The following is a 22617-nucleotide window of genomic DNA, read 5'->3' on the forward strand; positions in this document are numbered from 1 at the left end:
ATGACGCGACGACGTTCTCCCCACCTTCCCTCGCAGGGAGCCGGGTTAGGTACCGCAGCTCCCTTCGTTCCCCGGCTTGGCGACCTCGCCGCCGACAGCGCCCGCGAGGACCGTGTGGGGGTCGTGGTCGCCCTCCCTGGTGAGGGCTCCGCCACGACCTACCACCTGCGCCCGCCCGGAGGCGGGACCCAGTGGTCCGCGCCCGCCGACGGGACGACGCTCAGGCCCGTGCCGGTGAAGGCCACCCACTCCACGCTGCTGGCCGGCCGGGACGCGGTCTACGACCCGAGGGCCCGGCAAGGGTCGGTTCCCGTCGAGTTCCACTTCGATGACGGCTCGACCCTCGACAGCGTGCTCATCCTCACCTCTGCTGAGCTGGAGCGGTTGCACGCGCAGACCAGCCGCCTCCTTGACGCCCACGAACGCGCCCTCGGCGGCACCTCGTGACCGGGGCTCGGCGCCGCCATGCCCGAAACGCCGCGTCCAGAACCGCACGGTCCGACCACGGAGGCCGAATCGCGCTCACGTTCCTGGCTGTCGCCGGCCTGGTCGGCCCGGCCTGGGCACTGCGTGAGCACGCTGGCCCTCTCCTCGAAGGCGCTGGCCACCGGCCCTCCGCCGTCGCACCGGACGCGAGCCTGCCCTCCGACCGCTGAGGCCGCTCCCGGCACCGAGGCCGTCTGCCCGCGCTCGACCGCCGGAGCCTCCCACGCTGCTCTCTCGTCGAGCGGCGCTGAAGAACCGCCCCGCTCAGCGCGGCTTCGGCTGCCCGGAGCGGGACGGCCTGCACCCCGTCAGCCATCTGGAACATCCACGCCTGATTCTCCAGGGAGGGATCGTGGACATCCCGTACATCGTCATCGACCAGCTCGTACCCGACCAACAGCAAGTCTGGAACACGTACTTCGGCGACGCCGACCGACCCCGCTACATCGAGGAAGGCATCTGGCGCCGCACCCAGGAGAAGGCCACCGCCGGCCAGTCCGGCTGGGCGGCCTCCGACGACGCTCGACGGCGGATCATCCACTACCGCTACCGGTACGGCTTGGTGCCCACCACAGCTGCGCCAGCCATCGGCTTGACCGACCTGTACCTCTATCACTCCGCGTCCGCCCCGGCCGACGAGATCGCCGCGCACCACGACGCCCTGTGGGATTCGCTCGCCACCGGCGGCTGGAAGGAGGCTCCCGGTGGATTCTTATGGACACGGCGGGATCTGAAGTGCCGGATCACCGAGCACGACATCCACCCCCAGGACGCCGCTGTGGGCCGCATCCTCCCAGTCGGCTACCGGAGCCTGGACGTGCAGATCGCCTCTGTGTCCTACGCAGCGCCGCCCGCTGTCCGGCAACTGCCGTGGAACGTGCTCTCCACCGGAATCCGGTTCAAAGACCGCCCCGGCACGCCGACCCGCGTACCGGACCTGTCCGCACTCGCGGACCTGCGGCCGTTCCAGGTGGAGATCGGATGCGGTACGTCGGTCGAGGCGGGTATCCCGCCCCTGCACCGGCTCCACGAGATCTACCGGGTCACCGACCGCCAGGACCACGAGCCGCGGGAGCACCGCTTCACCCTCTCCCCGACAGCGGACACCCTCCTTCACGAGGTACTGACGGAACCGGAGGAGAAGACTGCGGAATTCGTGGAGATGTTCCGTGCCTGCTTCCTGGCCGAACCGACTCCAGCCATGTGGGCACTGAAGGAGCTGAAGGACGCCGGGCACCTCGTCGGTCCGGTCATCACCAACAACTTCGACGTGCTCGCCGCGCGCGCCGGACTCGACGAGTGCTTCATGCGCCGCTACGACCAGGCCGTACCCGACGTCGAATGGGTCGACGGCGCCAAGGCCCTCCTCGTCGTCGGCCTGCACGCCGACCGACGCAAGGTCCAGGCTCGCGCCCGCGCACGCGGCATGCAGATCGTCTACCTGGACCCGGAAGGCTTCTGGCACGACGGCCAGTTCATGCCGTACCCGCTGGAAGGGCCCCAGGACGGTGACCTGGTGTGCCGAGCAACCGCCGCTGAGGCGCTGCCCGCACTCGTCAATCTCCTGAAGCAGCGCGCTGGTTGATTCACCTGCACGAAGAGGGCCGCGCCGGGTGGTGGCGCTAGCGTGACGCACCCGGCCGGCCCGGACTCCCCGGGCGGGCGAGAGGCAAGGAAAGGAGCGTCGACCCCATGCGCGTATCCGTCATCGGCTGTGGTCACCTGGGTATCCCCCACGCCGCTGCCATGGCCGAGATCGGCCACGAGGTCATCGGCGTGGACCTGGACCAGGCGAAGATCGACCGCCTCAACGCCGGCGAGTGCCCCATCTACGAGGAGGGCCTGCCCGAACTCCTCAGCACCCACACCGCCACTGGACGGCTGCGGTTCACCACCAGCCTCGAAGAGGCGGCCGAGTTCGCCGACGTCCACTTTCTCGCCGTGGGCACGCCGATCGACGCGGACGGACGGAGCTACGACACCGGGCAGGTCTTCGGCGCCGCCCGCGCCCTCGCCCCGCACCTGACCCGCCCGACCGTCATCGTCGGCAAGTCCACGGTCACCGTCGGCACCTCCCGCGACCTCGGTGCCCTCCTCAGTCGGCTCTCCCCGGCCGGTGAGGACGTGGAGGTCGTCTGGAACCCCGAGTTCCTGCGCGAGGGCCACGCCATCGATGACACCCTGCGCCCCGACCGAATCGTCGTGGGAGTGCCCTCTGCCCGCGCCGAGGACGCGGTACGCCAGGTCTACGCGCCCCTCCTGGCGAACGGCGTCCCGCTGTTCGTGACTGACCCCGCCACAGCCGAACTCATCAAGGGCGCCGCCAACGCCTACCTCGGCATGAAGATCTCCTTCATCAACGGCGTCGCTGACATGTGTACCGCCGCCGGAGCCGATGTCCAGCAGCTCACCGAGGCCATCGGCCTGGACCCCCGTATCGGCCGCGGCGGCCTCAACGCCGGCCCCGGTTATGGCGGCGGCTGCCTCCCGAAGGACGTCCGCGCCTTCACAGCCTCCGCCCGCACCCTCGGCGCCACCGAAGCAGCAACACTTCTACGAGCCGCCGAAGAGGTCAACGAATCCCGCCCCACCGCCGCGCTGAAGCTCATCGAGCAGACTCTCGGCCGGCCCGTCGACGGCGTACGCATCACCGTCTGGGGCGCCTCCTTCAAGGCCGGCACCGACGACGTCCGCGAATCCCCGGCCTTGGCGGTCGCCGCCCTCATGCACCAGCGCGGCGCGACCGTCACCGTCCACGACCCGCACGCCGTGCCCACCGCGCTGCGCCGCAACCCCGAACTCGACTACGCCGACACCCTCGACGACTCCATCCAAGGCACCGAACTGATCGTCCTGGCCACCGAATGGCCCCACTTCCGCGAGGCAGACCCCAAGGCCCTCGCCCCACTGGTCGCGGACCCGGTCCTCGTCGACCTCCGCAACCTCATCGACGCCGATGCCTGGCGCATGGCCGGATGGACCGTGCGTCAGCTCGGACGCCCCGCACAGGAATAGCCGAACCCATCGATCGGAGGTCCGACGTGGACACCCTGTGGGACAACATCGAGAAGCTCTCCGCCGTCTGCCGTGCGGCAGGCGCCCACCTCCCCGACGAGGAGCTCAAAGCCCTCCAGGTCGGCAAGGTCGCCGAGGAAGCCGGCGAGGCCATGCACGCCCTCCACGGCCTGAAGGGCCTCACCACCTGCGGCGACGACCACGGCTGGTCCGAGGTCCAGAACGACCTCGTCGGCGCCGTCATTGCCGCCCTCCTGGCCATGCACTACATCGACCCCACTGGCGCCCGCGCCACCTTCGACGAGATCTTCCGCCACCGCACCCGCAGGGGACGTGAGGCCGCTGCTGCGGCCTGACGCCCTCCGGACGTGGCCGTCGGCCACTCCAGGTGAGCGCGGCCCGACGGCCACGTCCGGCAGAGCCGAGCAGCCGCGCCCCAGGGCGTCACGGTCGTTCGTTGAGTGGTGAGTGATGCCAAAGACCGAAATACAACACCATTGGGTACGTTGATCTGCCACCATACCTCCATGACAGCCAAGGAAACGTGCCCCATCCCTGCAGCACATAAGCGCCTCATGGATTGCCATGCGATGTGGCACACAATGGCTGACAGCTACATGCAGCCCGAAACTTTTCGAATGCATCTGAATTCTCTAATGCAGGGCATGCGGAACGTAACCTTCATGCTGCAAAAGCAGAAATCCACCCTCCCTCGATTCGAGGAGTGGTATACAGAATTCCAAACAGCCGCGAAATCAAATCCCTTGATGCGCTGGTCAGTAAGTTCTCGAAATAGAATCGTAAAAGAATCCGACCTTGAGCTGCTTAGTAAGGTAAAGGTTCGCTGGGTAGGGGATTGGGAAAGGAGGCAGGAGAGGAACTTCTCGTTCCCTCCCCGGATGCCATCGAAAGCAATCCTATCGGCGATCTTTTCCGACCCCGGGAACCCCCAGATAGGCGTCATTACAATCTCGCGCCAGTGGGTAGATAGGGCGCTACCCGATAGAGAAATCCTGAGTGCGACGCGGGAAGTTTTTGTGAATCTCAGCGCTTTGATATCTACCGCGCACGCTGCGGCAAGCTCAGAGATGTGCGGCCTGAGCACCCGCGAACCAGCCTGCGTCACAACTGAGCTTGCGAGGGAACCACTTCCCTGCATGGACATTAACCCTGGATGGCTCCAGGAGCACATGGACTTGGGTGCGGGGCACGGAATCAATGAGGTCACATACCTCGTCGAACGAACTCCGGAAAGTTCGAAAAGGTCAGAAAAACGATACGGCACCACAATGGAAGTGGCGGGGAACCCGATCGAGGTGACCGCGAGAATTATGGAACAAGCAGCCAAAGCACTTGTCCGTGACAAAAAGCATGTACCGATCATCTGGTTCTTTCGAGATGACGCGGTCATCGACTCCATGGTGCCGGTATTTTTTGATCAAAACGGAAAATACCTGACCATGCATCGAGTTGCCGACCGCGTAGAATCACTAAAGGCAGACGGCATCGCCTTTCTCAATGAAATTTGGTATGCGGCGGATGTAAAGCTGGATAAAAACGGGCAAGCAATCCCAGCTCGGGATAGGGGGAGGGATCGCAGAGAGGCACTCCATATCCTTGCGGCTACGTCACGCGGTGAATACGCTTCGATATTCACTCCGTTCAGCAGAAACCTGCTAGGTAAAATCGTTCTCGGCGAGACACTTAGTGAAACGCTGACGAATATTGAAATTGACGGCCAGTTCAACATATTGCGTCCGGTAATTGACCGCTGGCGTAATGGGTAATAAGCGTGGCAAATCAAGGACGACTAACGCCTCACGTCCTTGGGCGACGAAGAAGAGGCCGAGGAAACCGTTAAGCGCGCCGTGACGCGCACGTCCTAGAGGGGGACTCGTATGTTCAGCAGTGGAAGGGCCCTGAGCAGCTTCAAGGTGGGCGACAAGGTCACGGTGAGCGGACCGAGCGACAGACCCGTGTATCACCATGGGTCACACGGGACCGTTGTCACTGTAGGCACTAAGCGGGTCCACGTAAGGATGGACAGGGCTGCGTTTGAGAGCCACGACGGAGAGGTGGCGAACTTCCTCCCTGGCGACCTAAACCCTGGGCACGTCGGGACACCCCGAAACTCGGACCGCATAAGCGATGCGTTCACAGCCGTTAAGCTGGCGGCTGGCACGGATCTCGTGACCGTGACGATGGAGGCTGGAATTATCACGGCCGAGCAGGGGGAGCAGATTAAGGCTGCATGGGCGCGCCACTTGGAGAGCTGACGAGTGCGGCCCTGCGATGGCTCGAGTCCCCAGGGGTGAGCGTCTAACTGCGTGACAAGCGCGACGCACAACCGCTCATCGCTCATGGCCCCACCCCCCATGCTTGGTCCAAAGTGGCTTGTCCTTGTCGACGCTACCGGCAGCGTGGCTGAGGCCAATGGGAGGCAGCGAGGTATACACGTGTGTGGTCCGTTGGCAGGCGTTCCGTCGTGGCTGACTTTCGTTGGCGAAGGCGGACGGGACCTATCAAGGGGTGCCCGCTGTAGACCGAATATCCATGACGTGCGCGACGCGTCGCTACAATTTCAAGTGTCGACGGAAGGCGTCTTTAAACTGCTCGATGTGCAAAAGACGAACACCCGAGTCCCGAAAAAGGATGCGGACCCACCGCTCTTGAGCGAGCACACGATAGCCGCCCCTCACCGAGGGAAAGAAATCACTATCGAGCGCATCCGCCGACTTGACCAGCGCTCGACCCTTGTGTGTTAGAGGGGCAAGGAAAACCCCAATCATGCCGTCCTCGGTACTCCTCCTTAGATTATCGAAGTCCAGTCGGACCAGGTCATGAGCAAGAAGGAAAGAAACATACCGATCAAGAAAATCGTAGTCCGCCGCCCCCCAGGACAACACTTCGTCCTGATGCTCCAAATGGACATCCTTCTCTCTCATGACTTCATCAAATAGATCCATTCCGAAATATAGACAGTGCCCAAGATCGGTTAGGCCATGGAAGAAAAGGTCGAAAAAAGATTGACTAGTCCCATGCGACCCATTCGTTTGATCCAGCATCTCTTCTAGTAGGCATGCCGGATCGAACCCAAGCACAGGTAGGTCGCCATCGAGGCTGAGAATTTCGAGCACTGTGCTGGCGCTGAGACGCTGACTCTCTGAAACCTTAAGGTCGGCGTCGAGGTTTGCCCGGAGCTGATGCCGAGCGTCAACCCAAATAGCAAGATCCTCGTCAGGATGATAGAGAACAACAACTACGGGGATTGGAAATGAGGCCCAATAGTTTCGATGTTTGACATGAGGTTTGAATCTAACGAAGCCGTCAGCCCGCGAGGAGAAATACGAGGATCCCGCCTTGATCTGGACTGCCACAAGCCTTCCAGTGGCTCGACCTTCGGTATCGACATATTCGATCTGACCGTCAATCCCTACATCATGCATTGGCGTCTCTCGCCAAAGGCACCCCGCTTCACCGACAACTTCATCTACTTTCCTGACCCCCCTCCTCTCCATGAAAGTATTAGTTGACACCTTGGGACTATCACCGAAATGCGACACTACTCCCCTTAAAAATTCTGATGTAGATCGAATATCGAGATCATACAGTCGCCACCGCGACTCGGGAATAGTGAGCGGAACCGTATGCATACGGAGAACCGCTTACGGTTGCCACTAGGCCATTGGGCCAGATCTATAAGAACGACCTAGTCGGTCTGAATCACGGGCACGGACCTGCTTGCAGTTCACGTCCTCGGCCGTTCCGGATTGGCTGGCGGGACTGACGAGCCTCACGTATACCTCGCCTGAACTCGACTCTGTCCCATGTCGAGGTGGAGCCGGTCACCGAACAGGCGGCGTAATCGGCAGCTGAGCTCCTCAAGGGCGGAGGGCTGCACGAGCACAAGTACGCCATGGTCGCCGAAATCGCCCTGCGTCAGCCGAAACCGGCGCCCTCATGACGTCCGACAGCGACGACATGACCAAGCTCTACGGCAACCAGATCCCCAAGTCATGCCTCTCTGACCCGCCGACCCACCCGGAGCACGCACCTTGGCGGGGTCCGTTGCGCTGCCAGCCCTCGTGCCCCATCCGTGCCCAGCAGAGGGGACAACAGCGGTCAAGTCCAGCTTCCACAGACCATGGTCGTCCAAGCCGACCCATGAGAAACCCCAGGTCAGACCCCTTCCGCGGCTGAAAGACCGTTGATTCCCAAGCTCAGAGCGCGAGTTCGATTCTCGTCACCCGCTCCACAAACAAGGCCCTGGTCAGCGACCAGGGCCTTGTTTATTACCGAGCTACGCACCGAGGCCGACCCCGCCGTCCGCCGTCGGCATCGGGTGGCGCGGGTCATCGGGGAAGCCCGGCCGGCGGCACTCGTCATGGCGTGGTGCCTGACGGGGTGTCGAGGCGGGCCGGAGCGTGGGCGGATGCCGAGGGCAGGCTGAGCACCATCGTGAAGCCGCCGCCTGGGGTGTCCTCGGCGTTCAGCGTGGCGCCCATGGCTTCCGCGAAGCCGCGGGCGACTGCGAGGCCGAGGCCCACTCCGGCGCCGCGCGGGGCGTCGCCGTAGCGCTGGAAGGGGGCGAAGATGCGGTCCTTGGCGTCGTCGGGGACGCCGGGACCCCGGTCCACGACACGGACCTCGACGCGGTCGGCAATCGGGCTGGCCGACACCAGGACCGGTTCGCCGTCGGGGCTGTACTTGACCGCGTTCTCGACGATATTGGCGACGGCCCGTTCCAGCAGGCCGGCATCGACCCTCACCATGGCCAGGTCCTCCGGGATGTCCAGGACGACACTGTCCTCGGGTACGCCGCCGAGGGCCATCGGCACGACCTCGTCCAGGTCGATCTCACGGATGATCGGCTTGACGGTGCCGGTCTGGAGTCGGGACATGTCGAGGAGGTTGCCGACCAGGTGGTCCAGGCGGTCCGCACCCTCTTCGATGCCGGCCAGCAGCTCGGCCTGGTCCTCCGGCGACCACTCCACGTCGTCGGAACGCAGCGAGGTGACCGATGCCTTGATCGCGGCCAGCGGGGTGCGCAGGTCATGGCTGACGGCGGCGAGCAGGGCGGTGCGGATGCGGTTGCCCTCGGCGAGATCGCGTGCCTGATCGGCCTGGTGCTGGAGGCGCTGGCGGTCGAGTACGACGGCTGCCTGGGCGGCGAAGGCTCCGAGCACCCGGCGGTCTTCGGCAGGCAGGACCCGCCCCGAAAGGGCGAGCGCCATGTGGTCGCCGACCGGCATGTCCACGTCCGCGTCTTCCGGGCGGCCGACCGGGTTACGGCCGACGCTTCCGGCGCAGGTCCATGGCTCGACGTCGCTCGCGCGCTCCAGCAGCGCCACGGAGTCCATGGCGAAGGTCTCCCGTACCCGCTCCAGGAGGGCGTCCAGGGTCGTCTCGCCGCGCAGGACGCTGCCCGCGAGGAAGGACAGGATTTCCGACTCGGCGCGCAGCCTGGATGCCTGGTGGGTGCGGCGGGCGGCCAGGTCGACCACGGAGGCCACGGCGACCGCGACACCGAAGAAGATCACCAGGGCGACGATGTTCTTGGGATCGGCGATCGTGATCTGGTGCAGCGGCGGCGTGAAGAACCAGTTCAGCAGCAGCGACCCGAAGGCCGCCGACGCCAGGGCGGGGAGCAGCCCGCCGAGCATGGCAGCGGCCACGGTCAGCGACAGGAACAGCAGTACGTCGTTGGCGAGGCCGAGGTCGACGTCGATGTGCGTCAGGAGGAGGGCAAGCAGGGCAGGGCCGGCGATTCCGGTCAGCCAGCCCCAGATGACGCGGGCGCGGCCGAGGCGGGCAGCGCGGGACACGGGCAGTCCGCGGCCCTTGGCGGCTTCTTCGTGGGTGACGATGTGGACGTCGAGGTCGGGTCCGGATTCGCGCGCGACGGTGGCACTGACGCCGGGGCCGAGCAGGTACTGCCAGGTCCGGCGGCGGCTGACGCCCATCACGATCTGGGTCGCGTTGACCCCCCGCGCGAAGTCCAGCAGCGCGGACGGTATGTCGTCGCCTATGACGTGGTGGAAGGTGCCACCGAGGTCCTCGACCAGAGTGCGCTGGACGGCAAGCTCCTTGGGCGAGGCGCCGGTGAGGCCGTCGCTACGCGCTATGTAGACGGCGAGCACTTCGCCGCCGGCCCCCTTCTCCGCCAGCCGGGCGGCGCGGCGGATGAGCGTACGCCCCTCGGGGCCACCGGTCAGGCCGACGACGATGCGCTCGCGGGAGCCCCAGATCTTCGAGACGCGGTGCTCGGTCCGGTACTCCTGGAGGTATTCGTCGACCCGGTCGGCGGTCCACAGGAGGGCGAGTTCGCGCAGTGCTGTGAGGTTGCCGGGCCGGAAGTAGTTGGAGAGGGCCGCGTCGACCTTGTCCGACTTGTAGATGTTGCCGTGCGCCATACGACGGCGCAGGGCCTGCGGGGACATGTCGACCAGCTCGATCTGGTCGGCGCGGCGTACGACCTCGTCCGGGACTGTCTCCTTCTGCCGTACGCCCGTGATGGACTCGACCACGTCGCCGAGGGACTCCAGGTGCTGGATGTTGACGGCCGAGACGACGTGGATCCCGGCTGCCAGCAGCTCCTCCACGTCCTGCCAGCGCTTGGCGTTGCGTGAACCGGGAACGTTGGTGTGAGCGAGCTCGTCGACGAGGGCGACGGCCGGGCGGCGTTGCAGGACGGCGTCCACGTCCATCTCGGTGAACACGGCGCCCCGGTAGGCCAACTGCTTGCGCTGTATCTGTTCGAGGCCGTGCAGCATCACCTCGGTACGCGCCCGGCCGTGGCACTCCACGAAGGCCACCACACAGTCGGTGCCGCGCTCGACACGGCGGTGTGCCTCGGAGAGCATCGCGTACGTCTTGCCGACGCCCGGTGCCGCGCCGAGGTAGATCCGGAGCTTGCCGCGTCCCATGGTTTCCGAACGTTCCGATCTTTGCTGGTCGAGGGGTTACCGTGCCGGACTCGGTCGCTGCTCGAAGCGGTATCCCATGCCGGGCACGGTGATGAGGTGCCGCGGGTGCGAGGGGTCTGCTTCGAGTTTGCGCCTGAGCTGGGCCATGTAGACACGCAGATAGTTCGTCTGGGTGGCGTAGGAGGGGCCCCAGACTTCCTGGAGTAGCTGTTTCTGGGTGGTCAGCCGGTCGTGGTTGCGGATCAGCACTTCCAGCAGGTGCCATTCGGTGGGAGTGAGGCGCACGTCGCGGCCGTCCCGCTTGACCCTCTTGGCGAGCAGGTCGACGGTGAAGTCCCCGGCGGTGACGATCGCCGTGTCGTCGCTCGCGGATGCCGCCTTCTCCGTGCGCCGGACGGCGGCACGGAGCCGGGCCAGTAACTCGTCCATGCTGAACGGCTTGGTGATGTAGTCGTCGGCACCGGCGTCGAGCGCCTCGACCTTTTCGTCGGAGGTCCGGCGGGCGGACACGACGAGTATCGGTACGCGGGACCAGCCGCGCAGTCCCTTGATCACCTCGATGCCGTCCATGTCCGGCAGCCCGAGATCCAGCAGTACGACATCGGGCGGAGCCGCGGCGGCGAGCCGCAGGGCTGTGGCCCCGTCGGGCGCGGCGTCCGTCTCGTACTGGCGTGCCTTGAGGTTGATGACGAGCGCCCGTACGAGCTGTGGTTCGTCCTCGACCACCAGCACCCGGGTCATCGGCGTGCCGCCTTTCTTGATGTGCGGTGACGGACCGTGCGGTCCCGGTCAGCGGGCCGGTGACCCACTGACCGGGACGCGATGCACGGTCACTTCTCGGTGAGTTCCTTGAGGGCGATGTTGAGCTGGAGGACGTTCACGCGGGGTTCGCCCATGAAGCCCAGGATCCGCCCGTCGGTGTGGTCGGCGACCAGCTTCCGCACCTGCTTGACGTCGAGGTGGTTCTTCTCCGCGACGCGGTGGGCCTGGAGTTCGGCGTACTCCGGGGAGATGTGCGGGTCCAGGCCCGAGGCCGAGGAGGTGACGGCTTCGGCCGGCACATCGGAGGGCTTGACCTTGTAGCCGGCCGTTGAGTTGTCCTTGACGACGGCTGCCTTGGCGTCCTTGACCCACTGGATGAGTTCCTCGTTGTCACCGGAGCGGTTGGTGGCGCCGGAGAGGATCAGCTTGTACTGGGTGTTGACGCTGTTCGCGCCGAGGCCGTTGGAGGGGCGTGGCTGAAACCACTTGAGGTCGGGCGACGGTGTCTCCTCGCCCGGCTTCAACGGCCGGTTGTAGGTCTGCCCGATGAGTTCGGAGCCGACAACCTTGCCACCCGCGGTCATCTCGGAGCCGTTGGCCTTGTCGTTGAACAGGCCCTGGGCGATTCCGGTCACCGCGAGCGGATAGATCACGCCGCACACGAGGGTCAGTACCAGAAGGGCGCGCAGGCCCGCCCCGATCAACCGGGCTGTGTTTCCGAGGGAGTTGTTCATGGCATCAACCGATTCCGGGGAGGGAGGAGATGAGCAGGTCGATGAGCTTGATGCCGATGAACGGTGCGACGAGCCCGCCGAGACCGTAGATCCCGAGATTGCGCCGCAGCATCTTGTCGGCGCTCATCGGCCGGTAGCGCACGCCCTTCAGGGCCAGCGGGACCAGCGCGATGATGATCAGCGCGTTGAATACCACCGCGGAGAGGATCGCGGACTCGGGCGAGGCCAGGCCCATGATGTTGAGTTTGTCCAGGCCCGGGTAAGCGACGGCGAACATCGCGGGGATGATCGCGAAGTACTTCGCCACGTCGTTGGCGATCGAGAACGTCGTCAGCGCGCCGCGCGTGATCAGGAGCTGTTTGCCGATCTCGACGATCTCGATCAGCTTGGTCGGGTTGGAGTCGAGGTCCACCATGTTCCCGGCCTCCTTGGCGGCCGAGGTCCCGGTGTTCATCGCCACGCCGACGTCCGCCTGCGCCAGCGCGGGAGCGTCGTTCGTACCGTCGCCCGTCATCGCGACCAGCTTGCCGCCGGCCTGCTCGCGCTTGATGAGGGCCATCTTGTCCTCGGGCGTGGCCTCGGCGAGGAAGTCGTCGACGCCGGCCTCCTCCGCGATCGCCTTCGCGGTCAGCGGGTTGTCTCCCGTGATCATGACGGTCTTGATGCCCATACGGCGCAGCTCCTCGAACCGCTCCCGCATGCCCTCCTTGACCACGTCCTTCAGGTGAATGACGCCCAGGACGCGGGCTCCGTCGCCGTCCTCGACGGCGACCAGCAGCGGCGTACCGCCCGCCTGGGAGATCGCGTCGGTGAGGGTTTGTGCGTCCTCGGCAACCGTGCCGCCGCGCTCCTTGACCCACGCGACGACCGAACCCGTGGCGCCCTTGCGGACCTTCCGGCCGTCGACGTCGACGCCCGACATGCGGGTCTGGGCGGTGAAGGCCACCCACTCCGCGTGCGCGAGCTCGCCCTGGTGCCGTTCGCGCAGACCGTATTTCTCCTTCGCCAGTACGACGATCGAGCGGCCCTCGGGGGTCTCGTCGGCCAGCGACGAGAGCTGGGCGGCGTCGGCCAGTTCGGCCGCTGTCGTGCCCTTGACCGGGACGAATTCGGCGGCCTGCCGGTTGCCGAGGGTGATGGTGCCGGTCTTGTCGAGCAGCAGCGTCGATACGTCGCCGGCCGCCTCGACCGCGCGGCCCGACATGGCCAGGACGTTGCGCTGGACGAGCCGGTCCATGCCGGCGATGCCGATCGCGGAGAGCAACGCGCCGATGGTGGTCGGGATCAGGCAGACCAGCAGCGCGATCAGCACGATCATCGACTGCTTGGCGCCCGCGTAGATCGCGAACGGCTGGAGGGTGACGACGGCGAGCAGGAAAACGATGGTGAGCGAGGCGAGCAGGATGTTCAGCGCGATCTCGTTGGGCGTCTTCTGCCGTGCCGCTCCCTCGACCAGATTGATCATCCGGTCGATGAAGGTCTCGCCGGGCTTCGTCGTGATCTTGATGACGATGCGGTCGGACAGCACCTTCGTACCGCCCGTGACGGCGCTTCGGTCGCCACCGGACTCGCGGATGACCGGCGCCGATTCCCCGGTGATCGCGGACTCGTCCACCGAGGCGACGCCCTCGACGACATCTCCGTCACCGGGGATGACGTCGCCGGCCTCGCAGACGACCAGGTCGCCTACGCGCAGTTCCGCGCCGGGCACCCGCTCTTCGTTCGTGCCGACGATGCGGCGGGCGACCGTGTCGGTCTTGGCCTTGCGCAGGGTGTCGGCCTGCGCCTTGCCGCGCCCCTCGGCGACGGCCTCGGCGAGGTTGGCGAAGACGACGGTCAGCCACAGCCAGGCGGTGATGGTCCAGCCGAACCAGTCACCGGGGTCGGCGATCGCGAAGGCCGTCGTCAGCACCGAGCCGATCTCGACCACGAACATGACGGGGGACTTGACCATCACCCGTGGGTCGAGCTTCCGGAAGGCGTCCGGCAGCGACTTGATCAGCTGCCTGGCGTCGAAGAGACCGGCGCCGACGCGGCCGCCCCCGTCCGGCTTGTGGCCGGACGGCATGTCCTGGTGCGGCGCGGGGGTCGCGTGGGCGGTGGACATGGAGTCCTTCTGCTGCGTTACGTCGGTGGTCATGAAAGTCCCTCCGCCAACGGCCCGAGAGCCAGCGCCGGGAAGTAGGTCAGTCCGGTGATGATCAGGATCGTGCCGACGAGCAGGCCCGTGAACAGCGGCTTTTCGGTACGCAGGGTTCCCGCCGTCGCCGGGATCGGCGTCTGCTCGGCGAGCGAGCCGGCCAGGGCAAGGACGAACACCATCGGCAGGAACCGGCCCAGCAGCATCGCCAGACCGATGGTGGTGTTGAACCACTGGGTGTCGGCGTTGAGGCCCGCGAAGGCGCTGCCGTTGTTGTTGGCGCCCGATGTGTAGGCGTACAGGACCTCGGAGAAGCCGTGCGCACCCGTGTTGGTCATCGAGTTGGCCGGGGTGTCCAGGGCCATCGCCGCCGCGGTGAAGCAGAGCACCAGCGCCGGGGTGACGAGGATGTAGCAGGCGGCGAACTTGATCTCGCGGGTGGAGATCTTCTTGCCGAGGTACTCCGGCGTACGGCCGACCATCAGACCCGCGATGAACACCGCGATCATCGCCATGACGAGCATGCCGTACAAGCCGGAGCCGACACCGCCGGGCGCGATCTCGCCCAGCATCATGCCGAGCATGGTGATGCCGCCGCCCAGGCCGGTGAACGACGAGTGGAACGAGTCCACGGCGCCCGTCGACGTAAGCGTGGTGGACACCGCGAAGATCGACGAGGCGCCGATCCCGAACCGGGTCTCCTTGCCCTCCATCGCCGCGCCGGCCACCTCGAAGGCCGGGCCGTGACCGCCGAACTCGGCCGCCCACATGAGCAGCACGAACCCGACCCAGATGGTCGCCATCGTGCCGAGGATGGCGTACCCCTGCCTGATGCTGCCGACCATGCGGCCGAAGGTCCTCGTCAGCGAGAACGGGATCAGCAGGATCAGGAAGATCTCGAAGAGATTGGTGAACGCGTTGGGGTTCTCGAAGGGGTGCGCGGAGTTGGCGTTGAAGTAGCCGCCACCGTTGGTCCCCAGCTCCTTGATGACCTCCTGGGAGGCCACGGCGCCGCCGTTCCACTGCTGCGTACCACCCATGAACTGCCCGACCTCATGGATGCCGGCGAAGTTCTGGATCGCGCCGCAGGCCACGAGGATGATCGCGCCGATGACGGAGATCGGCAGCAGGATGCGTACGACACCCCGGACCAGGTCGGCCCAGAAGTTGCCCAGCTCGCCGGTGCGGGAGCGAGCGAAGCCTCGTACGAGAGCGACGGCGACAGCCATGCCGACCGCTGCCGAGACGAAGTTCTGCACCGCGAGGCCGCCGGTCTGTACGACGTGGCCCATGGCCTGCTCGCCGTAGTACGACTGCCAGTTGGTGTTCGACACGAACGAGGCGGCGGTGTTGAACGCCTGGTCCGGGTCGATGGAGGCGAATCCGAGCGAGCCGGGCAGTGAGCCCTGCACCCGCTGGAGGAGGTAGAGGAAGAGGACGCTCACCGCGGAGAAGGCGAGGACGCCGCGCAGGTAGGCGGGCCAGCGCATCTCGACCGACGGGTTGGCGCCGACGGCCTTGTAGATCCATTTCTCCACGCGCAGATGCTTCGTGGAGCCGTAGACCTTGGCCATGTGGTCGCCGAGCGGACGGTATGCCAGTGCCAGGGCGGCTATCAGCGCCAGCAGCTGGAGCACACCGGCGAGGAAGGGGCTCATATCCGTGCTCAGAACCTCTCCGGGTACACAAGGGCGAGGATCAGATAGCCCAGCAGGGAGACGGCCACGATCAGGCCGACGATGTTCTCGGCAGTCACAGCTTCGCCACCCCCTTGGCAATAAAAGCCACCAGCGCGAACACCGCGACCGTGGTGACGACGAAGGCCAGGTCGGCCATCGCGAGCTCCTGAATGAGGTTCGGTTGAAACGGACCTCACGAGGAAAGCGTGGTTTTGAGCGGGCACCCCCTCCCCTTGACGGGTCCCTTACGGCCATGGGCGGCACCTTGACGAACTTCTTACGCCCATCCCGCCGACCAGCAGGAAAGCCCACGTGAAAGGCGCCTTAAGGCACTGTTGTCGGGCCGACCGCGCTGCGCCGGCTTTCGGCTCTTTTCGGTCCAGGGCGGTTCGCCGAAGGTTCGGACGGGTCCGCTCCCCCCTCGTGGTGGCGGACCCGTCCGACCTCGCTTGTGCCGGGTGTTACGACGTCCCGTCACGGACGGCCGTTCACCCCCTCCCACACCGGCCAGTCTGAAGCCGTTCGTGATCACCGGTGATGCTCCTTAACGCCCTGCTGACACCCTTTCAGCCACCCCTGACACAGCCTTGACGGTCGGACCCGGCACTACGTATGGAAGCCGCAAATACTCACCTGCCAGGGCCACTCAGCCCTTCACACGGGCTTAGATTCTGTTGCGGTCGCCGGGAGACGGGAACGTCAGTGTCGTGACGGGTCTCCGGATTCACCCATCCATCCGGGTCTGCCTCCGGCGGCCGTCGCCTCCCCGGCGGACGGGTACGTGGCGGCGTGCCCGTCATCACGCCGCCACGTCACCCGGAGCCGCTCCTGGCGCCCATCACGGCCCAGGTATTGGCTGTACGCCCCCGGCGGCCACTTCATTCCTTGCCGGCCCGACCCCGGCGCCGGCCCCGCCCCCGTCAGAAGGTCACCAGCGATGCTTCCCGCCGTGCCACAGACGGCCCCTGCCTCCCCGAAGGACCGTACGCACCGGACCGGCCGGGGCTCCCAGCCATCAGGGCGGCGTCGCGCACCCAGTGGCCTGTTCGAACCCGCGCAGCTGCTGAAAGGTTTCCCAGAGGCGCTGCGCAAACTGCATCCGCGTGCCCTCATCAAGAATCCCGTGCTGTTCGTCGTGGCCGCGGGGTCCGTTCTCACCACCCTCTCCGCGCTGGTTCATCCGTCGGTGTTCACGTGGGTGATCAGCTGCTGGCTGTGGCTGACCGTCGTCTTCGCGAATCTCGCGGAAGCCGTCGCCGAAGGCAGAGGCCGCGCCCAGGCGGACTCGTTGCGCAGGGCGCGTACGGACACGGTCGCGCTGCGCCTGCGCCACAACTGGCGGATGGGCCTGGACCTCGACCGGGCCGAAACCGAGGCCGTCGCCGCCACCGATCTCCAGCCCTTCGACTTCGTCCTCGTCGAGGCGGGCGAGCTGGTCCCGGCGGACGGCGATGTCGTCGACGGCATCGCCGCCGTGGACGAATCAGCGGTCACCGGCGAGTCGGCACCGGTCATCCGCGAGGCGGGCGGCGACCGCAGCGGCGTCACGGGCGGTACGACGGTGCTGTCCGACCGGATCGTCGTACGCGTCACCTCACGCCCCGGGAACTCCTTCCTGGACCGGATGATCGCGCTGGTCGAAGGCGCGACCCGGCAGAAGACGCCGAACGAGATCGCCCTCAACATCCTGCTGGCCGCGCTCACCATCGTCTTCGTACTCGTCGTCGTGGCGCTCCAGCCCATGGCCGCCTACGCCGGCGCCGCCCAGTCCACCACGGTGCTCGTCGCCCTCCTGGTCACCCTCATCCCCACCACCATCGGGGCCCTGCTGTCCGCCATCGGCATCGCGGGTATGGACCGGCTGGTCCAGCGCAACGTGCTGGCCATGTCGGGTCGCGCCGTCGAGGCCGCGGGCGACGTCAACACGCTGCTCCTCGACAAGACCGGCACCATCACGCTCGGCAACCGCGAGGCCGCCGGCTTCGTCCCCTTGCCCGGCATCGACGAAGTACAGCTCGCCGACGCCGCCCAGCTCGCTTCACTGGCCGACGAGACCCCGGAAGGCCGCTCCGTCGTCGTCCTGGCCAAGCAGCGGTACGGGCTGCGCGAGCTGGCCGAGGGTGAGCTGACCCGTACGACGTTCGTGGAGTTCAGCGCCCGGACCAGGATGAGCGGGGTGACGTTGCGCTGGGACAACGGGGCCGGCTGCGCCATCCGCAAGGGCGCGACAGCCGAGGTGATCAACTGGGTGGAGTCGCGCGGCGGTACGGTCCCCGCCGAGGCGCGCTGGTTCGCCGACTCGATCGCCGCTTCCGGCGGTACGCCGCTGCTCGTGGCGGTGCACGACTGGAACGGCCCCAGGGCGCTCGGCGTCGTCCATCTCAAGGACGTGGTCAAGGACGGAATCCGGGAGCGGTTCGCCGAGCTGCGCCGCATGGGCATCCGTACGGTGATGATCACGGGCGACAACCCGCTCACGGCCAAAGCCATCGCCAGGGAAGCGGGCGTCGACGACTACCTCGCCGAAGCCACCCCCGAAGACAAACTGGCCCTGATCAAACGGGAGCAGGCCGGCGGCAACCTGGTCGCGATGACGGGCGACGGTACGAATGACGCGCCCGCGCTGGCGCAGGCAGATGTCGGGGTGGCGATGAACACGGGTACCTCGGCCGCCAAGGAAGCCGGGAACATGGTGGACCTCGACTCCAACCCGACCAAGCTGATCGAGATCGTCGAGATCGGCAAACAACTCCTCATCACGCGCGGCGCGCTGACCACGTTCTCCATCACCAACGACGTCGCGAAGTACTTCGCCATCGTCCCCGCCATGTTCACCGGCGCCTATCCGGGGCTGGAAGCGCTGAACATCATGGGCCTCAGCAGCCCCACCTCGGCGATCACCTCCGCGATCATCTTCAACGCCCTGATCATCATCGCGCTCATCCCGCTCGCTCTGCGCGGCGTGCGCTACACCCCCGCCTCCGCCCACGACCTGCTGCGGCGCAACCTCGCCCTCTATGGACTTGGCGGCCTGGTGCTGCCCTTCGTCGGCATCAAGCTGATCGACATCCTCATTTCGACTGTGCCCGGCCTGGGTTGACATGGCTGACTGGGCTGACTGGGCATCAGGACGCCGTCAAGGACAGCTCGCCCCTCTTGAACCCGCTGTGCGCCACGGGTTTGGATGGAGAACGTGAACAGCGCTCTGCGTCATGACGACCGGCCACCGCATAGGTGGCCTTCGGTCTCGCGCGCTGCTCACCCGGTGACGGCTGTCTGACGACGGCCGCTTCCCCATCTCGTACGAACGCCTCAGCCGCGTTCGCCTTCACATCCCGCATCCCCGCATCCCGCATCCCGCATCCGCACCTCGACGCCGTCGACCGTGCCTGCTCTCACCCAGGACCACTCATGCCTTCAGCATTCCCTTCATCCCCTTCATCCCCGTCCCGCCGTACCGCCCTGGTCACCGGAGCCACCTCCGGCATCGGCTGGGAGACAGCCCGACTCCTCGCCGAGCAGGGTTGCCACGTCGTCGTCCACGCTCCCGACATGGCATCCGGCGAGGAGGCCATCACCCGGCTCGTGGCCACCGGCATCACACCCGACCGGCTCGACCTGGCCATCGCCGACTTCTCGCGGCTCGGCGAAGTGCGCGCCATGGCCCAGTCGGTAGCCCGTCATCACCCGGCCGTCGATGTCCTGGTCAACAACGCGGCCGTCGCCGCCCCGGAGCGCCACACCATCACCGCCGACGGCGTGGAGCTGTCCTTCCAGGTGAACTTCCTGGCCGCCTACGTCCTCACCCGGGCGCTCACCGGCCCACTCACCGCGCGCCCAGGCAGCCGCGTGGTCAACGTGTCGTCGTCGATGCACCGCACCGCGTCCATCGCCTGGAACGACGTCAACCGCACCCGCCGCTACTCCCAACTCGCCGCCTACGCCCAGTCCCAGCTCGCCCTGACGGTCTTCGCGCGAGCCAAGGCGCCGCAGGGCTGCACCGTCGTCAGCATGAACCCCGGCATCTGCGAGACCTCCCTGCTCCCGCTGTACGCCCACGAAGGGGACGACCCCGCCGAGGGAGCCGCCCGTGTGGTGCGCCTGTGCGATCCGGCCACCGACGTAAAGCCCGGCGCCTACTACGACCGCACCGCACTCTCCCCGGCAGCGCCCGTCGCCACCGAGGACCGCACCGTGCGCCGCCTCGTCAAGCTCGCCGACGTACTGGCCAACGCCGCCTGAAGAAGGGCCGAGCTTCAGGTGGGGGCGGCTCAGACGGAGCCGCCCCCACCATCACGTGTGAGGCGGAAGCGCAGGCGGCAGATCACCGCGTCCGTGTCGCGGCGTACGGCATGAGCGACGACCGCCCCTCGCTGGTTCTGCAGCAGACGCTGCCACCAATGAGCTGGCTCGGCCTCGGGCACCAGGACGGTGATCCGCGTGCCGGGAGTGGCGGAGAGTTCCCGCACGTACGCGGCTATGGGCCGGCCCAGCGTGCGGCGCTGCGACGTGAGCCGGACCAGCGGTACGCCCGGGTTCCACAGGCTCCAATCCCGCTCCAGGGCCTCTGTCCGGTCGCGGTCCTCCGGGTCGGGGTGGCAGACGGTGACCGCGCGTACCTCGTCCCCCAGTGACACGGCGGCGGTCAGCGCCTCGCGGGTGAGCCGGGTCAGGGAGGAGACCGGTACGACGACCAGGGACCACGCCCGCTGCGGAGGCTCGGGGATGCGGCCGACGCCGAGGCATTCTCCGATACGGGCGTACGCGCGATGGATCGCCTCGAAGGCCCCGCCCAGCAACGGAAGGGTCACCAACACGAGCCAGGCGCCGTCGTGGAACTTGGTGACCGTGACGATGATCGCGCTGATGCCGGTCAGCACAGCGCCCAGGCCGTTCAGCCATGCCTTGCCGGTCCACCTCGGTCCGCGCGCCCGGCGCCAGTGGATGACCATGCCGGTCTGGGCGATGGTGAAGCCGACGAAGACGCCGATGGCGAAGAGCGGTACGAGGGTGTTGGTGTCGCCGCCGGAGAAGACCAGCAGCAGTGCGGAGACGAGCGCCAGTGCGAGTACGCCGTGGCGGTGGACCTGGCGGTCGGCTTTCAGGCCGAAGACGTGCGGCAGGTAGTTGTCACGTGCGAGCAGCTTGAGCAGGACGGGCAGGCCCCCGAAGGACGTGTTCGCGGACAGCGCCAGCAGGGCCATGGTGGCGAACTGAACGACGTAGAAACCGGTGTTGTGGCCGATGGACGCGTCCGCCAGTTGCGCGAGCACGGTGACGCCTTCCACCGGCTGGAGCTCGAAGCGCGAGATGAGGACGGACAGGCCGATGAGCATTGCTCCGAGGACCGCACCGAGCGCGACCTCGGCGTGCTGGGCGCGACGGACGGCCGGGGCGCGGAACGAGGGCACGGCGTTGGCGATCGCCTCGACGCCCGTCAGTGCCGAGCAGCCGGAAGCGAATGCCTTGAGCAGGAGCAGCACTCCGACCGTGGTGGCGTTGTCACCGAGGACGGAGGCGTGGCCGGCGGCCGCTTCCGTGGATGCCGGCGCGTCCCTGAAGAGCCCCACCGTGATGAGGACGAGGATCGCGCCGATGAAGACGAGGGTCGGCACGATGAACGCCCGCGCGGAGTCGACGATCCCCCGCAGATTGACGGCCGTGATCAGTACGAGCACGGCCAGGCAGAGCGGCAGCCGGTCGTCGTACAGCGAAGGGAACGCGGAGGTCAGCGCGGCGACACCGGCAGTGACCGCCACGGCGACATTCAGCACATAGTCCAGGACCAATGAGGCCGCCGCGACCAGGCTCGTACGACGGCCCAGGTACGCCCGGGCGACGGCGTAACTGCCCCCGCCGTCGGGAAAGGCGGCGATCACCTGGCGGTAGGAGGCGACCAGCAGGGCCAGGACAGCCGTGATGAGGAGAGTGACGGGAACCGTGAAACCGAGGCCGTGGCCTCCCGCCGCCGCAAGGACCAGCACGATCGCTTCCGGCCCATAGGCAACCGAAGCCATGGCGTCGAGGGACAGTGCCGCAAGTCCGGTGACGGCCGTGAGCTTGTGCCGCGCGATTGCGTCCGGAGGCTCCTCGACGCCGGACTCCGCGCCGTTCTCCGAGGTCAAGATGGTCATGCGGATCAGCGTGCGGTCGTGTTCGGCCCTCCGGGAGCGGCGCTGGCGCGATCTTGGCGCGGTTCGCTGAATTCTTCACGCGTCTTTGACGGCTTCAGGGAACAGCCGTCAAGGAGCCGCTCGCGCCCCGTCAGTTCCGCGTCAATAGCCGTCGAGTCGGACTACTCGCGGTTCTACCGTCGCCCTCATGAGACGTATCAGTGCCAGGCGCGCCAACTCTCGTGCATCAGTGGTGCGGGACAGCGGCTGGGCCGCGGACGCACGGTTCGCGGTCGCCTGCGCCGTTACGCTCCTTGGGCTGCTGCTGTTGATGGACGCCGGCGCGGGCAGGGTCACGGTGTCGCGTGCCGCGCTGTGGGCCGCACTCGCCGTACTGCTGTTCGTGGTGCTTCTGCCTCCTGAAGTCTCCGCGGGCCCGGGCCGCCTGGCGTCCCGCGGTCTGCTGCGCGAGCGGAGCGTGCGCACGGACCGTCTGGTGTCGGCCCGTTGGTGCGACGGCGTGGGCCAGCGGCTGGTCCTTCGGGACGCGGACGGGGGGCGCGTCGAGGTCGATCCGCACGTCCTCGTCGCCAATCCGCCGCTGTGGCGGCTGCTCGACGAGGACGTGCGCGCCTGCCACGCCCGTGGGTTGCTGCTGTGCGGTGCGACCGCAATGCGTCAGTTGTCTGCGCGTATCGACCGTGAGACGGCTCGAACCGTCTTCAAGGTGTCCGATCTGAACTAGCGCACCGCACCACAGCA

At 66.8% G+C, this 22617-nt stretch carries 17 protein-coding genes and 1 pseudogene; 10 read left to right on the forward strand and 8 right to left on the reverse strand.

Annotation, left to right across the window (positions count from 1 at the left end; translation table 11 throughout):
* The 6 genes from G412_RS40675 to G412_RS0101585 all read left to right on the forward strand — a co-directional run bounded on the left by G412_RS40675 (nucleotide 1) and on the right by G412_RS0101585 (nucleotide 5777).
* Nucleotides 1-447 carry a hypothetical protein gene (locus tag G412_RS40675; RefSeq protein WP_244282818.1) on the forward strand — a complete coding sequence of 149 codons (447 nt, stop codon included), beginning with the start codon at nucleotides 1-3 and terminating at the stop codon, nucleotides 445-447.
* Nucleotides 448-838: 391 nt separating this feature from the next.
* Nucleotides 839-2071 (forward strand): SIR2 family protein, encoded by a 1233-nt coding sequence (locus G412_RS0101570; protein ID WP_028810524.1) that lies wholly within the window; start codon nucleotides 839-841, stop codon nucleotides 2069-2071.
* A gap of 107 nt (nucleotides 2072-2178) precedes the next feature.
* Nucleotides 2179-3501 (forward strand): UDP-glucose dehydrogenase family protein, encoded by a 1323-nt coding sequence (locus G412_RS0101575; RefSeq protein ID WP_028810525.1) that lies wholly within the window; start codon nucleotides 2179-2181, stop codon nucleotides 3499-3501.
* A 26-nt stretch (nucleotides 3502-3527) separates the two neighbouring features.
* Nucleotides 3528-3857, forward strand: a complete 330-nt coding sequence (locus G412_RS0101580; protein WP_028810526.1) for a MazG-like family protein — start codon at nucleotides 3528-3530, stop codon at nucleotides 3855-3857.
* A 171-nt stretch (nucleotides 3858-4028) separates the two neighbouring features.
* Entirely contained in the window at nucleotides 4029-5288 is a 1260-nt protein-coding gene (locus tag G412_RS39530) for a hypothetical protein (protein ID WP_157839042.1), read from the forward strand.
* Between the two features lie 111 nt (nucleotides 5289-5399).
* The gene (locus G412_RS0101585; protein ID WP_028810527.1) at nucleotides 5400-5777 is read left to right on the forward strand and encodes a hypothetical protein; all 378 of its coding nucleotides are present in this window, start codon (nucleotides 5400-5402) and stop codon (nucleotides 5775-5777) included.
* Nucleotides 5778-6074: 297 nt separating this feature from the next.
* Here the strand turns inward: G412_RS0101585 and G412_RS37590 are convergent, their stop codons facing one another.
* The gene (locus G412_RS37590) at nucleotides 6075-7154 is read right to left on the reverse strand and encodes a DUF4365 domain-containing protein (protein WP_078606721.1); all 1080 of its coding nucleotides are present in this window, start codon (nucleotides 7152-7154) and stop codon (nucleotides 6075-6077) included.
* A gap of 140 nt (nucleotides 7155-7294) precedes the next feature.
* Here G412_RS37590 and G412_RS40680 point away from each other — a divergent pair.
* Nucleotides 7295-7509 (forward strand): annotated as a pseudogene (locus tag G412_RS40680) (DNA-binding protein); the annotation flags it as partial.
* Nucleotides 7510-7883: 374 nt separating this feature from the next.
* Here the strand turns inward: G412_RS40680 and G412_RS0101595 are convergent.
* The 6 genes from G412_RS0101595 to kdpF all read right to left on the reverse strand — a co-directional run bounded on the left by G412_RS0101595 (nucleotide 7884) and on the right by kdpF (nucleotide 15819).
* Nucleotides 7884-10427: a sensor histidine kinase gene (locus tag G412_RS0101595; RefSeq protein ID WP_028810529.1), complete on the reverse strand. Its 2544-nt coding sequence runs from the start codon at nucleotides 10425-10427 to the stop codon at nucleotides 7884-7886.
* A gap of 36 nt (nucleotides 10428-10463) precedes the next feature.
* A complete protein-coding gene (locus tag G412_RS0101600; RefSeq protein ID WP_028810530.1) occupies nucleotides 10464-11168 on the reverse strand; it encodes a response regulator in 705 nt (234 codons plus the stop codon).
* Nucleotides 11169-11257: 89 nt separating this feature from the next.
* Entirely contained in the window at nucleotides 11258-11923 is a 666-nt protein-coding gene (locus tag G412_RS0101605) for a potassium-transporting ATPase subunit C (RefSeq protein ID WP_028810531.1), read from the reverse strand.
* Nucleotides 11924-11927: 4 nt separating this feature from the next.
* Nucleotides 11928-14063 (reverse strand): potassium-transporting ATPase subunit KdpB, encoded by a 2136-nt coding sequence (gene kdpB, locus G412_RS0101610; protein ID WP_028810532.1) that lies wholly within the window; start codon nucleotides 14061-14063, stop codon nucleotides 11928-11930.
* Nucleotides 14060-15721 (reverse strand): potassium-transporting ATPase subunit KdpA, encoded by a 1662-nt coding sequence (gene kdpA / locus G412_RS0101615; protein ID WP_028810533.1) that lies wholly within the window; start codon nucleotides 15719-15721, stop codon nucleotides 14060-14062. The genes kdpB (G412_RS0101610) and kdpA overlap by 4 nt, the downstream gene beginning before the upstream one ends.
* 8 nt (nucleotides 15722-15729) lie before the next feature.
* Nucleotides 15730-15819 carry a K(+)-transporting ATPase subunit F gene (gene kdpF, locus G412_RS37600; RefSeq protein WP_037647273.1) on the reverse strand — a complete coding sequence of 30 codons (90 nt, stop codon included), beginning with the start codon at nucleotides 15817-15819 and terminating at the stop codon, nucleotides 15730-15732.
* Nucleotides 15820-16679: 860 nt separating this feature from the next.
* Between kdpF and kdpB (G412_RS0101630) the strand changes: the two genes are divergently transcribed.
* A complete protein-coding gene (gene kdpB, locus G412_RS0101630) occupies nucleotides 16680-18842 on the forward strand; it encodes a potassium-transporting ATPase subunit KdpB (protein WP_028810534.1) in 2163 nt (720 codons plus the stop codon).
* 311 nt (nucleotides 18843-19153) lie between these two features.
* A complete protein-coding gene (locus tag G412_RS0101635; protein ID WP_028810535.1) occupies nucleotides 19154-19984 on the forward strand; it encodes an SDR family NAD(P)-dependent oxidoreductase in 831 nt (276 codons plus the stop codon).
* A gap of 29 nt (nucleotides 19985-20013) precedes the next feature.
* On the opposite strand, the gene G412_RS0101640 is transcribed toward G412_RS0101635, so the two are convergent.
* A complete protein-coding gene (locus G412_RS0101640; RefSeq protein WP_028810536.1) occupies nucleotides 20014-21876 on the reverse strand; it encodes an APC family permease in 1863 nt (620 codons plus the stop codon).
* A 187-nt stretch (nucleotides 21877-22063) separates the two neighbouring features.
* Here G412_RS0101640 and G412_RS0101645 point away from each other — a divergent pair, with 187 nt between their 5' ends.
* On the forward strand, nucleotides 22064-22600 hold the full coding sequence (locus G412_RS0101645) for a hypothetical protein (protein WP_051338044.1): 537 nt from the start codon (nucleotides 22064-22066) through the stop codon (nucleotides 22598-22600).
* Nucleotides 22601-22617 lie beyond the last annotated feature (17 nt).

Source organism: Streptomyces flavidovirens DSM 40150 (assembly GCF_000429085.1).
In the GTDB taxonomy this organism is placed as follows: domain Bacteria; phylum Actinomycetota; class Actinomycetes; order Streptomycetales; family Streptomycetaceae; genus Streptomyces; species Streptomyces flavidovirens.